Consider the following 13,362-nt stretch of genomic DNA (forward strand, 5'->3'; position numbering starts at 1 on the left):
GCATTAGTCCTGTTCTGGGTTTCTCAAGTAATAACCTACACCGCGGCGTGTGACGATCCAATTTGGATGGCTCGGGTTGTCCTCGATTTTTTCACGAAGCCGGCGGACTGTTACGTCAACCGTTCTGACATCGCCGAAGTAATCATAGCCCCAAACGGTTTGAAGCAAATGTTCACGGGTCATCACTTGTCCGATATGTTTTGCTAAATAATGAAGCAATTCGAACTCACGATGAGTCAATTCGATTGTTTCGTCTCGTTTTGATACAACGTACGCGTCAGGGAAGATGACGAGAGAGCCGATATGAATCTCGTTAGAGGAAGGCTCTTCCTCCGCAGGCGCTGTTGTCAGCTGGCGACGCAGGTTCGCTTTTACACGTGCCAAGAGCTCGCGTGTGCTGAATGGTTTTGTGACATAGTCATCAGCACCGATTTCAAGCCCGATAACCTTGTCAATTTCTGAATCCTTAGCCGTCAGCATAATGATTGGCATATCGTATTTCTTTCTGACTTCGCGGCATACTTCAACGCCGTCTTTATTCGGGAGCATAATATCTAAAAGAATTAAATCAGGCTGAAGCTCTTCTACCATTTCAACGGCTTCGTTTCCATCGTGGGCACAGTGCACTTCATAGCCTTCTTTTCTTAAGTTAAATTCCAATATATCTGCAATCGGTTTTTCATCATCTACTACAAGGATCTTTTTATCCATCATTTTGATTTTCCTCCTGCCGAATGACTTCATTTCATCTATATAACATTCGTTTCATCACTTATGGCCCATGTAAAGAATGGGTCCTTGTCTATTATAACGGTTTAAGGTCAAAAGATAAAAAAAATAAAGGTTTAGAAAAAAAACACATGTTTCACCTTTATCGCCAGTTGTTTATCTATTGTCATGCTGGTCAACTTTTTTTAAAAAAGATAACTTTATTGAAACCTCCCCTCACCGGAGTGCGTCTTTATCAATGACGTCTTCTTCTTTGAACCGGCCGCAGGGCCGGTTCTCCCTTTTTCTTCTATTATAACACTCCTCATGTTTGCCTTTTTCCTAAAAGAAAAAACGCACCTACGATTGCAGATGCGTTTGGTAAGTGGCTCGGGACGGAATCGAACCGCCGACACACGGATTTTCAGTCCGTTGCTCTACCAACTGAGCTACCGAGCCAAATGTTTTATTTTTCTCTACTAAGTAAAGTAAAATGGCGGTCCGGACGGGACTCGAACCCGCGACCTCCTGCGTGACAGGCAGGCATTCTAACCAACTGAACTACCGGACCTTACAGTAATTGCCCGGAGAGCTGTCGTGTCAGCTCTCACAGACAAATAAGGAATTTAGCAATAACGCTAAAGTAAATCAATGACCCGTACGGGATTCGAACCCGTGTTACCGCCGTGAAAGGGCGGTGTCTTAACCGCTTGACCAACGGGCCTTCACGAAATGGTGAGCCATGAAGGACTCGAACCTTCGACCCTCTGATTAAAAGTCAGATGCTCTACCAACTGAGCTAATGGCTCTTAAAGATGTCGGAATTTCTATAGAGCAAACGACTTAAATCTAGTTCTCATCTTGTACTCTATTGAAGCAGTTTCCGTAACAACGAGATTTATAATATCACGAACAAATAGAAGTGGCAATAACTTTTTTGGTTTTTTTTCATATTTTTTTCTCAGACCAACTTATATGCGGCTTTCAAACAAAAAACAAGCCCCTTAAATAGGGGCTTGCAGACATATTCTATTTAGTTCGCACGGTACACACTGCGAAGGACATTTGTTTGTGAGCGGTCTGGACCGACAGAGAAAATAGAAAGCGGAATGCCTGTAAGCTGAGACACACGCTCAAGATAATGGCGCGCATTTTCCGGAAGCTCGCTCAAGCTCTTCGCACCTGTAATATCCTCAGTCCAGCCCGGCATTTCTTCATATACCGGCTCACATTCAGCAAGTGCCTTAAGACTTGCTGGGAATTCTTCAATGATTTCGCCTTTGTAGCGGTACGCCACACAGATTTTCAACGTTTCAATTCCTGTTAGGACGTCAATTGAGTTCAGAGAAAGATCTGTAATTCCGCTCACACGGCGGGCGTGGCGGACAACAACGCTGTCAAACCAGCCGACACGGCGCGGGCGGCCTGTTGTTGTTCCATATTCGCGTCCGACTTCACGGATTTGATCGCCGATTTCATCTTTCAGCTCAGTCGGGAAAGGACCGTCGCCGACACGAGTCGTATATGCTTTTGATACACCGACAACGTGCTTGATTTTGGTCGGGCCGACACCAGAACCGATCGTGACACCGCCGGCAACCGGGTTAGATGACGTAACAAACGGGTATGTTCCTTGGTCGATATCGAGCATAACCCCTTGTGCGCCTTCAAATAATACACGGCGCCCTTCATCAAGAGCATCGTTTAAGACAACAGATGTATCGCAAACATACTTTTTAATCTGCTGTCCGTACTCATAATATTCGTCTAAGATATCCTCAAGTTTAAACCCTTCTGTCTCGTACATTTTCTCGAGAAGACGGTTTTTTTCTTCAAGATTGCGCTCAAGCTTTTCCGCAAACGCGTCACGGTCTAACAGATCCGCGATGCGAATTCCGATGCGGGCTGCTTTATCCATGTAAGCAGGGCCGATTCCTTTTTTCGTTGTGCCGATCTTGTTAGCCCCTTTACGCTCTTCTTCCACTTCATCCAATTTCAAATGATACGGCAGAATGACGTGAGCTCTGTTGCTGATTCTCAGGTTATCTGTACTCACGTTGCGCTCATGAAGATACGCAAGCTCTGTGACTAATGCTTTCGGATCTACAACCATTCCGTTTCCGATTACACACGTTTTATCCTTATAGAAAATTCCAGACGGGATTAAGTGAAGCTTATATGTGATTCCGTCAAACTTGATTGTATGCCCTGCGTTATTTCCGCCTTGATAACGGGCGATCACTTCTGCATTTTCTGATAGGAAATCTGTAATTTTACCTTTTCCTTCATCGCCCCATTGCGTACCTACTACAACTACTGAAGACATGTCCGTGCACCTCCGTTAACCTTTCAAAACGATTCTATTCAAACAAATCAAGTTTATCAGTGAAGAAACAGAAAGTCAATTGTAAATCCGAACATTAAATTATTGTAAATCTATATTCGTTCGCTTCCATTCGTTTTATAAGCGTTTTCTCACTGCTTTGTCATAAAAAGCTTGCGAAACTTTCATCCTTTAGCATAAGAAAGAATCACTTGCCTGATATCCCTTTTGAATTCATAAAAACGACCCGCCAGCCATCCGGGTCCTCTATCGTTACGCCCCCATTGCTCCAGTACGGGTTCTCTGATTCGACCTCTTGATAGCCCATGTGCTTTAGCTTTGAAGTGATCGCTGCCAGTTCATCTGCATTCGGCACATAAAAAACAAGAAGGCTGTCGGGATGGGGAACGGGGGCAGTGCTTCCCCCTTCATACTGGGTGAATTCTAAATGATAATCGGCATGAGGAAGGCCGAACATGACACCGTCATACCCGTTATGCTTTGAAAATTCTCCTATTCGTTTCAAACACAATCCCTCTTCGTAAAAACGAATAATCTCATCAAGCTGGCCCGTAGGACGCGCAATTCGGATTTGTGCTGCGTGAAAAGACGAAAAACGTTTTCCCATATTGTTACCATCTCCTTTTTGCACCATTTTATTAAAACGCTTTCAATTTTTCATCCGCTGAGCGAACGGTATTTCTTCCATCTTTCGAATGAAAAAACCCCAAGAGCAGCTCTTGGGGCTTATGCGCCGGGCGGAACGCCTGCGTCATCAAAACGCCGTTCCAGGTTGACGAATTTGTTGTATTCTTTTACGAACGCAAGAGACACGGTTCCTACCGGGCCGTTACGCTGTTTGGCGATAATAATTTCGATAATATTTTTATTCTCGGTTTCTTTGTCATAGTAGTCATCACGATAAAGGAACGCGACAATATCCGCGTCCTGCTCGATACTTCCTGATTCCCGGATATCAGACATCATCGGACGTTTATCCTGACGCTGCTCAACGCCCCGAGAAAGCTGAGAAAGCGCGATAACAGGGACTTGCAGCTCCCTGGCAATCGACTTCAGTTCACGGGAAATTTCAGATACTTCCTGCTGACGGTTGTCCTTTGAACGACCGCTTCCCTGAATCAATTGCAGGTAATCGATCAAAATCATGCCCAGCCCGCTTTCCTGCTTCAAGCGGCGGCACTTGGCACGGATTTCACTCACTCGAATACCCGGTGTATCATCGATGTAAATCCCGCTGTTCGACAGGCTTCCCATTGCCATCGTCAGCTTGCCCCAATCCTCTTCGGTCAGGTTACCTGTACGGAGATTCTGGGCATTGATATTTCCCTCGGCACAGAGCATACGCATAACGAGCTGCTCGGCACCCATCTCAAGACTGAAAATCGCTACGCTCTCATCGGTCTTTGTCGCCACGTTTTGTGCGATGTTCAGGGCAAAGGCTGTTTTCCCTACTGACGGACGGGCAGCCACAATGATCAAGTCGTTGCGCTGGAAACCCGCAGTCATCCGGTCAAGCTCCGTAAACCCTGTTGGAATCCCCGTGATATCACCTTTTCGATTGTGAAGCTGTTCGATATTATCATAGGTCTGGACAAGGACGTCCTTAATATTTTGGAAGGCACTCGTGTTTTTGCGCTGTGCCACTTCCATAATCGTTTTTTCCGCTTCACTGAGTAAATCCTCGACCTCATCCTCACGGGTATACCCGTCTTGAGCAATCGTTGTCGCAGTTCTGATTAATCGGCGAAGAATCGATTTTTCCTCAACGATTTTCGCGTAATATTCTATGTTAGCCGCTGTCGGCACCGAGTTTGCGATATCTGTCAAATATGAAATGCCGCCTACTTCTTCCAGCAGGTCTGTGTTCGCAAGCTCTGATGTTACTGTCACCAGATCAACCGGTTCACCTCGGTCACCGAGCACCAGCATCGCATTATAGATTTTTTGGTGGGACATTCTATAGAAATCATCTGGAATCAATACTTCTGAAGCCAGTGTTAAAGCAGACGGCTGTAAAAAAATAGCGCCTAACACGGCTTGTTCGGCTTCTATATTTTGCGGAGGAAGCCGGTCATTCAGAAGGTCTGTCATGCTAAGCACCGTCCTCTCATTAAAAAATCTCCAACCTCCATTCTACCATTTCTACAGAAAAAAAATAGAAAAATTGACTGTTTCCTGTTTTTTTCAGTTAGCAGATTGGATCGTTTCGGACAGTAACAAGGCGGGAAAAATGCAATAAAACATGAGGGAGGAATGAAAGATGATAAAGAAATATGCGATTACGCCTAATGTTGATGCGGACGGCTGGTTTATTGAGGTGGAGAATGTAGCGCCGACAGCTTTGTATACGTCTAAAGACGCCGCTATTGAAAAGGCCAAACAGGTGGCTAAGGAAAACAGTCCGTCTAAGCTTGTAATTTATGACCAGTTTAAAAATGTGGAAGAAGAACACTCATTTTAATGAATGAAAGCCTTCGCTGCAGCGAGGGTTTTTTAGCGGTTATCGGTTTATTTCATCCATTGGATGCCTATGTGCATCATCAAATCTGCCGCTTTTTGATACAGATCCCACTCCCCGATCGAAGCAAATTTCCCCATCAGCTCCCGAAGCTTTAGCCTCACTGCTATATATTCTTCGAAAGTGACAGCTTTTTCAGTGTCTATTTGGTGTTCCTTCAGCATTTGTTTTAATAAGGATAACGGTGCGTGCATAAGAACCCTCCTTACCTCTTTTATAACGGTCATTTTCCGATTGCTCTATTCCTTTGTGACATCTTCTTACATTTCACATCTGATTCTTGTACAATGGACAGAAGAGAGGAGGGATCTTTTGTGAGACCTTTGCAAATTTCTGCTGAAACTGCACAAAAGCTTGCAGAGTCCTTGAATCTGCCGCTTGAACAGATCATGCATATGCCTCAGCATATTCTGCTTGCCAAAATGGCTGAACTGCAAAAAGAGGACAAATCATAGCGTTCATTCACATACTTGCTTACCTGTTTCGGGATAATATCATGTATATGTTAGAAAAGAGGAGTAACTGCTTTGCCACATCCACATAATAAAAAAATCCAATCATTTTGGCTGATCACCGGCATTATCTTTATCGCCTTTAACTTACGGCCCGCGATCACTTCAGTCGGTCCGGTCATCAGCTCTATCCGGGCAGAGCTGCACATGTCCAATGGGGCAGCCGGTTTTTTGACCGCACTGCCGCTGCTTTCGTTTGCAGTTCTTTCTCCACTTGCACCTAAGCTTGGACAGCGCCTCGGAAATGAGCGAACTTTATGGCTAGGTCTCGTGATACTGCTTATCGGTGTTTTGACTCGTTCTACCGGCTATACTGCCGCTTTGTTTTTCGGAACGGCACTTATCGGAGTCGGAATTGCGATTGGTAACGTACTTTTGCCAAGCTTAATCAAACATAAATACCCTGAAAAGCCAGGGATCATGATCAGCCTGTATACGACATCAATGAATATATTCGCAGCTTTAGCATCAGGTGTCAGCGTTCCTTTAGCGACCCAGATGAATGGCGGATGGAAACAAGCCTTTCTCTTATGGGGCGGGCTGGCTTTGCTTGCATTGCTGATCTGGATACCTCAGCTGCGCCATCGAGATACGGCAAACCAGACAATGAAGCTGCAATCCAGTTCCATTTGGGCTTCCAAAATGGCATGGTATGTCACCATCTTTATGGGCCTGCAATCGTTTTTATTTTACAGCAGCATCGCTTGGTTTCCTGAAATTCTCCGTTCACACGGGATTGATACGGCAACAGCCGGATGGATGGTATCACTCATGCAATTTGCGAGTCTGCCTTCCACTTTTCTGACGCCAGTTTTAGCTGACCGTGTGAAACAGCAGCGCGGTATCGTTGCGGCGCTGGCCTCAGTTTATCTGATCGGCCTCTGCGGATTATTAGCGGGCGGAAGCCATACATTGCTTGCCATCTGGATGATCATTATCGGTATCGGGCAAGGCTCCAGCATTAGTCTGGCGCTCACTTTGATTGGTCTCCGCAGTGAAAATGCCCAACAGGCCGCTGCGCTGTCAGGCATGTCTCAGTCATTCGGCTACCTGCTGGCAGCAGTCGGGCCAATCTTTGTCGGCTATCTCTTTGACCAGACGCATTCATGGACGATGCCGATTGTGCTTCTCATTGCTGCCCTGATCGTAATGGGAGCAGCCGGACAGGGAGCCGGACGAGATCGATACATTTTTCAGTCAGAAAAACAAAGAAATTCAGCATAAAAGCGGGGAAAATATCTCCGCTTTTTTCTTTGAATATTTATGGTTTATTCATAAGTTTTTCATATTTGTTTTTTACAATGAGACACCATAAAGAGGTGAAAAACGATGAAAACCAAACGATTCGACGCAGCCCTTATTCTTATTTTGCTGGCAGCAGCTTTTTTGAATACGTATCACATTTGGCAGGATGATACAGCGAACCAGTACTATTTGGCGGCTGTAAAAAGCATGACGCAAAGCTTCCATAATTTCTTTTATGCGTCATTTGACCCTTCTGGATTTGTGACAGTAGATAAGCCTCCTGTCGTGTTATGGATTCAAACGATTTTCGCACTGATTTTCGGTGTTCACACGTGGAGTGTCATCATTCCCCAGGCTCTTGCCGGAGTTGGATCTGTCTTCCTTCTCTACAGAATGATCAAGCCGACTTTTGGAATTGGAGCGGCCCGCATTTCCGCACTTGTTATGGCACTGACCCCTATCGCAGTAGCTGTCAGCCGGACAAACAATATCGACAGCATGCTCGTTTTTACCATATTGCTCGGTTCAGCTTGCCTGTTTCGGGCAGTAAAACAAGGCAAGCTGGTTTGGCTGCTGATGGCATTTGCCCTGATTGGGCTCGCCTTTAATATGAAGATGATGCAAGCGTTTATGGTATTGCCTGCATTTGTGTTATTCTACATGGTTGCATCTCGGGTTTCTCTGAAGAAAAAAATCGGGTCCCTGCTTCTGTCTCTTGTCCTTCTGACAGGCCTTTCACTCTCATGGGCGATTGCAGTGGATTCAGCCTCTTCCTCAAGCCGGCCTTATGTAGGAAGCAGCCAGACCAACTCAGTGCTAGAACTGGCCTTTGGCTACAACGGCACAGAGCGTCTGCTTGGGCAAACTACGGGCCTTGCAAAGGGTGATATGAATGCTGCTGGCGGAGGGAACATGCAGAATCAAGACAACATGCAAGCGCCAAATGGCAACGGTTCATCTTTTTCTCAGAACGGAAATCAATCATTCGGAAACCATTCACAGGCGCCTCAGCCGCCTAACGGACAAACCGGCGCTCTCAATGGAGGCGGAGGCACACCTCCTACAGGTGGCAACGGGCCTGGAAATGGAGGGCCTGGCGGTGGAGGCGGAAAAAGCGTGAATATGTTCGGCACCGGTGATCCTGGACCGCTTCGTCTTTTCCAATCAGCACTTTCCGGCCAAATCAGCTGGATGCTCCCATTCTCATTGATCGGATTACTGGGCTCACTCGTCAGCTGGTACCGTGATCGCCGCGGACATGCTGCTGAAAAAAAAGAAACGCTATTCTGGGCGGCTTGGCTTGTTCCCGTGGCTGGTTTCTTCAGCATCGCAGGATTCTTCCACCAGTATTATTTGATTATGCTGGCACCGCCGATTGCCGCCCTTTCTGGTATCGGATGGTATACGATGCACCGCTTATACAAAAATAATCAAGACTGGGCCAGCTATCTTCTGCCGGCAGCCGTTCTGATCACAACCGTGTTCCAGGTGTATATTCTGAGCGCTTATACAAGCCAAATCAGCAGTGTATGGATGTATGCCCTGGGGCTCTTAGGACTGGGCATCTCCCTTGCACTTCTGATGCTTAAACGCAGCCATCCGTTCAGTAAGCAGCTGACCATCATCAGCTTGTGCGTTCTGCTTCTCACACCAGTTTACTGGTCAGCAACGCCGCTTCTATACGGTGGCAACAGCGTCCTTCCTGAATCCGGTCCGCAGCTCAAAGACTCAGCAAACGGCGGGAACATGTTCTCTTCAGAGGTCGACAGCGGGCTCCTGTCCTATCTGAGAAAACACAATACCGGCGAAGAATATTTATTTGCTACTTTGACAACCGTAACAGCTGCGCCATACATCATTTACGAAAATGAATCTGTTATTGCAATGGGCGGATTTAACGGCACGGATCCCATTCTGACTGTGTCGGAACTGAAAAAACTGATCAAAGAAGGCAAAGTGAAATACTTCCTTCTGTCAGAAAACAACTCAGGCAACAGCGAACTTGTTTCCTGGATTAAGAAAAACGGAAAAGAAATAACATCTGACGAGTACAGCGGTTCCTCCAGCAGCACAAACAGCGTGCAGGGAATGCGAAGAGGACCTGGCGGAGAAAGCCAGCAAACTCTTTATCTCGTGGAATAAAAAAAGAGGCTTGGATGAATCCAAGCCTCTTTTCTATTAAGCTTCTTCTTTTACATGTACCTTTAACACAGCCTGCACTTCAGGATGCAGCTTCACAGGCACGTTTGTATATCCTAATGCACGAATGCCGTCCGGCAGTTCAAGCTTCCGCTTATCTACTTTAATGTTATGGTCTTTTTGGAGCTGTTCAGTAATTTGCTTGCTTGTCACTGAACCAAATAAACGACCGCCCTCACCTGATTTTGCGCTAAGCTCAACAGTCAGTTTTTCTAATGTCTCTTTTAAGCTCTTAGCCTGCTCAAGCTCAGCAATGGCTTCTTTTTTCTCTTTCTGCTTTTGTCCGTTTAGCGCGCTGATGTTTGACGCGTTCGCTTCAACCGCGAGGCCTTTTTTAATTAGAAAGTTATGCGCATAACCGTCTGCTACGTTTTTGACTTCGCCTTTTTTTCCTTTTCCTTTTACATCTTGTAAGAAAATAACCTTCATCTCTGTACGCCTCCCTCAAAATACTCATCTATGGCGTGCTTCAGCCGTTCCAGCGCTTCAGAAACTGAAATGCCGGACAACTGAGTCGCCGCATTTGTTAAATGCCCTCCGCCTTCCAGGGCCTCCATGATGATCTGAACATTTACCTCGCCAAGCGACCGTGCACTGATACAAACCGTTTGTTCATCCCGTCTCGCCACCGCAAATGAAGCCTCAACCTCACTCATCGACAGCAGCGAATCGGCAGCCTGCGCAATCAGCACTTGATCGAAGTATTCCTCTTCATTTTCAGGAAGAGAAGCAATCGCAATGTTATCTTTATAGAGGACCGTATGCTGGATCAGCTTCGCCCGTTTAATATAGGAATCAACGGTTTCTTTCAGGAACTTCTGCACCAGCACCGTGTCGGCGCCTTTTGCCCTTAAATAAGAAGCCGCATCAAAAGTCCGCGAGCCCGTGCGGAGAGAAAAGCTCTTTGTATCCACTATTATACCAGCTAATAGGGCTGTTGCTTCAATCATATTGATTTTTAAGCGCTTCGGCTGATATTCAAGCAGCTCTGTCACCAATTCCGCTGTGGAAGAAGCGTATGGTTCCATATAAACGAGCAGCGGATCTCTGATAAACTCCTCACCTCTTCGGTGATGGTCGATGACCACGATATGTTCAATTTTATTGACCAGCCGTTCCTCCATGACGAGTGACGGCTTATGTGTATCAACGATCACAAGCAGTGTGTCATCATTGGAAATTTCCATTGCTTCTTCAGGCGTAATAAATCTTGACCACAGTTCTTCATATTTTTTGATTTCCCCAATCAAACGCTGCACACTTGATCCGATTTGGTTTGGGTCAATCACGATAAAACCATCTTTGTTATTTGCCTGAGCCACCTTTAAAATCCCGATCGCTGCGCCGATAGAATCCATGTCGGGGAATTTATGCCCCATGATAATCACATTGCTGCTTTCGGTGACGATTTCCTTTAAGGCGTGAGAAATCACGCGGGCCCGCACCCTTGTTCGTTTCTCCATTGGGTTTGTTTTACCGCCGTAAAACTTCACCTTGCCGTTTGGCAGCTTAATGGCTACCTGGTCTCCGCCGCGTCCCAGTGCTAAGTCCAAGCTGGATTGCGCCAAATCGCCAAGTTCTTTCAGGGAAGAGACTGAAGCCCCGACACCGACGCTTAACGTCAGCGCTACACCGTCAAACGAGGTTTTTTCCCGCACTTCATCAAGAATCGAAAACTTCGAATTTTCGAGTTCAGTTAAGATGTGTTCATTAAGTACAGCAATAAAGCGTTCTGAAGACGTCCTTTTCAAGAAGATCCCGTACTCCTGCGCCCAAGCGTTCAGCAAAGATGTCACCTGGCTGTTCATCGTGCTTCTCGTCTGGTCATCCAATCCTTGTGTCACATCATCATAGTTATCAAGGAAAATATATGCCAGGACGGTTCTTTCGTTTTCATATAGCTTTTCAATCTGAATTTGTTCTGTTACATCAAAGAAATATAAGAGACGCTCATCCCGTTTGATGACAACCCTAAACTTGCGGTCATTCAATGTAACCGTTTCCGATTCCACCTCTTGTTTGATAAGCGGCACTACCGATTCACAAGTATCGTAAAGTGATCTCCCCACTAAAGTGCTTTCATTAAAGCAAGAGGAAAGAAACGGATTTGCCCATTCTATATAATATTGGTCATTAAAAAGCATGATTCCAATCGGCATTTCCATCAATGCCTCTTCACCGACTTTTTTCAACCTGTAGGACAACGTAGAAATATAAGCATCAATCTCTTGTCGAATAAGAGAATCAGCACGCTTAATAAAAAACAAAATAACTGCCAGCAGCAGCACTTCGACGGTTCCTAATATCCAGTTAAAATAAAAGCTGATGAGGATTGTAATAATTGACAGAGCAATCAATGCATAGATGGGATACCGAAACAGCGGTTTTTCATAAAAGCTTGGCATTTCTATCACTCCCCACCATGTGAGTAAAACTCATGTTCACTTCACCTTATTCCTTATATGAAAGCCCATATCTAAAACGCCTAAAATGCGAATGGCTGCCATGAAGACCGGATGCACAAACCCAAGTATGACAGCAATCACAACCGCAGCCTTTGGATATTGTTTCTTATGGCAATAGAAAAAGATAAATGATAAACCTTGGATGAAAATCAGAAACCCGAGTATAAACTCCCCATTTAAAGCGATAGAGTACAGCATTTGGCCTTTTTCTAAAGGCAAAAATGAAAGCATGACAATAATCAAATACAGTACTACAACACTTTGCGGAAACTTCAACTCTCTAAAAGGCTTTAGATTAGGAATATCGGGGGAGAATCGCCTTAAGAGCGGCTTAGCGATAAGGTAACTGAGGAAAGAAAAAATAACTCCTACCATCACAATAGCTGTTGGAAAAAGATATTGAACGATACCCAATTGTTCTTCCATCAGTTTTAATTGCTTCTCAAACTGTCCAGCATTGCCCGACTGCTTCGCTACAGTTTCTACCATATCAAGAGATTGCCGGTATTGTGTCATCGCCTCATCAATGATATTGATACCCAAAAACTGAATGCTTATCACAAAATAGAAGACAATACTAAGCATATAAATAAGAGCGCCCGAAATAATGGCGTGCCCGGGCTCTTTCCTTTTGAAAAAATGTCCCATGGCAATGCCGGCGCAAGCTGACATAAAAGCTACAATAAGCCCGTTAAAGGACCCGACAATAAAAACAACCGGAAGACTGACAGCGCCCATCCATATCCCTAGCTTCAATCCATGTCTGATCGTATACAAGATCATTGGCAGCGGCAGTGCAAATAACAGAATTGTTCCAATCACAGGAACATAAACGACCAGAAGCGTGATGATCGCAAACAGACTGATTAAAATAGCACCTTCCATTAAAGCTCTCGTTTGTTTCACTTAGTCACCTCGTATCATCCTGAACATACGAATAGAAAAGAGCAGCATAAACGACTGCTCTTTTTCATCGCTGCAACATACGTTGCACCGAATGTTTTTATATCATCTCTAAATTTTACTTTTATATTTTAACATAAGTCCAAATCGCAAGTAAAATGACGCTAATGTTTCATGTGAAACATAAAAAATGAAAAGACATTCTTTGAAAAGAATGCCCATCACAATTAATGTTTATCATCCATAAAGCCAGAAGATTCCTTGTTTTTCTTTTTCGTTTTTCTGACATACATAAAAATTAAGATCACCAGTAAAAGGGTTGTTGCTTGCAGAACGCCGCTGCTAAACAAGAAAAAGTTCTTTATCATGTCCCACATTGTGTTTCACCTCTTTGTGCATGTTCTCAACCCGTATCCTATATAAGGTGAATTTCCCTTTTTATAAACTTCAAAACATCATGAACAACAT

General features: G+C 44.9%; 13 protein-coding genes and 4 tRNA genes. 4 read left to right on the forward strand and 13 right to left on the reverse strand.

The window, feature by feature from the left end:
• Positions 1 to 3 precede the first annotated feature (3 nt).
• The 8 genes from walR to dnaB all read right to left on the reverse strand — a co-directional run bounded on the left by walR (position 4) and on the right by dnaB (position 5,143).
• Positions 4 to 711 carry a cell wall metabolism DNA-binding response regulator WalR gene (walR, locus tag NSQ12_RS21395; RefSeq protein WP_003244363.1) on the reverse strand — a complete coding sequence of 236 codons (708 nt, stop codon included), beginning with the start codon at positions 709 to 711 and terminating at the stop codon, positions 4 to 6.
• A gap of 383 nt (positions 712 to 1,094) precedes the next feature.
• Positions 1,095 to 1,167 (reverse strand) — tRNA-Phe (locus NSQ12_RS21400).
• Positions 1,168 to 1,202: 35 nt separating this feature from the next.
• Positions 1,203 to 1,279: transfer RNA gene (locus NSQ12_RS21405), tRNA-Asp, on the reverse strand.
• A gap of 81 nt (positions 1,280 to 1,360) precedes the next feature.
• Positions 1,361 to 1,432, reverse strand: a tRNA-Glu gene (locus tag NSQ12_RS21410).
• A gap of 9 nt (positions 1,433 to 1,441) precedes the next feature.
• Positions 1,442 to 1,517, reverse strand: a tRNA-Lys gene (locus NSQ12_RS21415).
• Positions 1,518 to 1,741: 224 nt separating this feature from the next.
• The gene (purA, locus tag NSQ12_RS21420; protein ID WP_003226929.1) at positions 1,742 to 3,034 is read right to left on the reverse strand and encodes an adenylosuccinate synthase; all 1,293 of its coding nucleotides are present in this window, start codon (positions 3,032 to 3,034) and stop codon (positions 1,742 to 1,744) included.
• A 205-nt stretch (positions 3,035 to 3,239) separates the two neighbouring features.
• Positions 3,240 to 3,659 (reverse strand): VOC family protein, encoded by a 420-nt coding sequence (locus NSQ12_RS21425; RefSeq protein WP_015250809.1) that lies wholly within the window; start codon positions 3,657 to 3,659, stop codon positions 3,240 to 3,242.
• A 119-nt stretch (positions 3,660 to 3,778) separates the two neighbouring features.
• Positions 3,779 to 5,143 (reverse strand): replicative DNA helicase, encoded by a 1,365-nt coding sequence (dnaB, locus tag NSQ12_RS21430; protein ID WP_003226923.1) that lies wholly within the window; start codon positions 5,141 to 5,143, stop codon positions 3,779 to 3,781.
• A gap of 169 nt (positions 5,144 to 5,312) precedes the next feature.
• On the opposite strand from dnaB, the gene NSQ12_RS21435 reads away from it, so the two are divergent.
• Positions 5,313 to 5,513 (forward strand): DUF2188 domain-containing protein, encoded by a 201-nt coding sequence (locus NSQ12_RS21435; RefSeq protein ID WP_003226922.1) that lies wholly within the window; start codon positions 5,313 to 5,315, stop codon positions 5,511 to 5,513.
• A gap of 47 nt (positions 5,514 to 5,560) precedes the next feature.
• On the opposite strand, the gene NSQ12_RS21440 is transcribed toward NSQ12_RS21435, so the two are convergent.
• Positions 5,561 to 5,764, reverse strand: a complete 204-nt coding sequence (locus NSQ12_RS21440; protein ID WP_003226920.1) for a hypothetical protein — start codon at positions 5,762 to 5,764, stop codon at positions 5,561 to 5,563.
• Positions 5,765 to 5,884: 120 nt separating this feature from the next.
• On the opposite strand from NSQ12_RS21440, the gene NSQ12_RS21445 reads away from it, so the two are divergent.
• The 3 genes from NSQ12_RS21445 to NSQ12_RS21455 all read left to right on the forward strand — a co-directional run bounded on the left by NSQ12_RS21445 (position 5,885) and on the right by NSQ12_RS21455 (position 9,469).
• Positions 5,885 to 6,025, forward strand: a complete 141-nt coding sequence (locus NSQ12_RS21445) for a YycC family protein (RefSeq protein WP_003242786.1) — start codon at positions 5,885 to 5,887, stop codon at positions 6,023 to 6,025.
• 72 nt (positions 6,026 to 6,097) lie between these two features.
• On the forward strand, positions 6,098 to 7,306 hold the full coding sequence (locus NSQ12_RS21450) for a CynX/NimT family MFS transporter (protein WP_003226917.1): 1,209 nt from the start codon (positions 6,098 to 6,100) through the stop codon (positions 7,304 to 7,306).
• A 105-nt stretch (positions 7,307 to 7,411) separates the two neighbouring features.
• A complete protein-coding gene (locus tag NSQ12_RS21455; protein WP_003226916.1) occupies positions 7,412 to 9,469 on the forward strand; it encodes a glycosyltransferase family 39 protein in 2,058 nt (685 codons plus the stop codon).
• Between the two features lie 36 nt (positions 9,470 to 9,505).
• Here NSQ12_RS21455 and rplI read toward each other — a convergent pair whose 3' ends face one another.
• The 4 genes from rplI to NSQ12_RS21475 all read right to left on the reverse strand — a co-directional run bounded on the left by rplI (position 9,506) and on the right by NSQ12_RS21475 (position 13,271).
• Complete coding sequence (rplI, locus tag NSQ12_RS21460) at positions 9,506 to 9,955, reverse strand: 50S ribosomal protein L9 (protein ID WP_003226915.1); 450 nt, start codon at positions 9,953 to 9,955, stop codon at positions 9,506 to 9,508.
• Positions 9,952 to 11,931: a cyclic-di-AMP phosphodiesterase GdpP gene (gene gdpP, locus NSQ12_RS21465; RefSeq protein ID WP_003242517.1), complete on the reverse strand. Its 1,980-nt coding sequence runs from the start codon at positions 11,929 to 11,931 to the stop codon at positions 9,952 to 9,954. Before gdpP ends, rplI begins: the two co-directional genes overlap by 4 nt.
• A gap of 36 nt (positions 11,932 to 11,967) precedes the next feature.
• Positions 11,968 to 12,897 (reverse strand): YybS family protein, encoded by a 930-nt coding sequence (locus tag NSQ12_RS21470; protein WP_015715057.1) that lies wholly within the window; start codon positions 12,895 to 12,897, stop codon positions 11,968 to 11,970.
• A 224-nt stretch (positions 12,898 to 13,121) separates the two neighbouring features.
• Positions 13,122 to 13,271: a hypothetical protein gene (locus NSQ12_RS21475; RefSeq protein WP_003226909.1), complete on the reverse strand. Its 150-nt coding sequence runs from the start codon at positions 13,269 to 13,271 to the stop codon at positions 13,122 to 13,124.
• Positions 13,272 to 13,362 lie beyond the last annotated feature (91 nt).

Origin of the sequence: Bacillus sp. PS95 (assembly GCF_037963565.1) — a bacterium.
Classification (GTDB): Bacteria; Bacillota; Bacilli; order Bacillales; family Bacillaceae; genus Bacillus; species Bacillus subtilis.

What these genes read in the sequence shown, in the direction of transcription:
- purA (WP_003226929.1), bottom strand. Translation starts at nt 3,034, where the DNA reads ATGTCTTCAGTAGTTGTAGTAGGTACGCAATGGGGCGATGAAGGAAAA.
- NSQ12_RS21475 (WP_003226909.1), bottom strand. Translation starts at nt 13,271, where the DNA reads ATGTGGGACATGATAAAGAACTTTTTCTTGTTTAGCAGCGGCGTTCTG.
- NSQ12_RS21435 (WP_003226922.1), top strand. Translation starts at nt 5,313, where the DNA reads ATGATAAAGAAATATGCGATTACGCCTAATGTTGATGCGGACGGCTGG.
- NSQ12_RS21440 (WP_003226920.1), bottom strand. Translation starts at nt 5,764, where the DNA reads ATGCACGCACCGTTATCCTTATTAAAACAAATGCTGAAGGAACACCAA.
- NSQ12_RS21455 (WP_003226916.1), top strand. Translation starts at nt 7,412, where the DNA reads ATGAAAACCAAACGATTCGACGCAGCCCTTATTCTTATTTTGCTGGCA.
- dnaB (WP_003226923.1), bottom strand. Translation starts at nt 5,143, where the DNA reads ATGACAGACCTTCTGAATGACCGGCTTCCTCCGCAAAATATAGAAGCC.
- NSQ12_RS21425 (WP_015250809.1), bottom strand. Translation starts at nt 3,659, where the DNA reads ATGGGAAAACGTTTTTCGTCTTTTCACGCAGCACAAATCCGAATTGCG.
- rplI (WP_003226915.1), bottom strand. Translation starts at nt 9,955, where the DNA reads ATGAAGGTTATTTTCTTACAAGATGTAAAAGGAAAAGGAAAAAAAGGC.
- walR (WP_003244363.1), bottom strand. Translation starts at nt 711, where the DNA reads ATGGATAAAAAGATCCTTGTAGTAGATGATGAAAAACCGATTGCAGAT.
- gdpP (WP_003242517.1), bottom strand. Translation starts at nt 11,931, where the DNA reads ATGCCAAGCTTTTATGAAAAACCGCTGTTTCGGTATCCCATCTATGCA.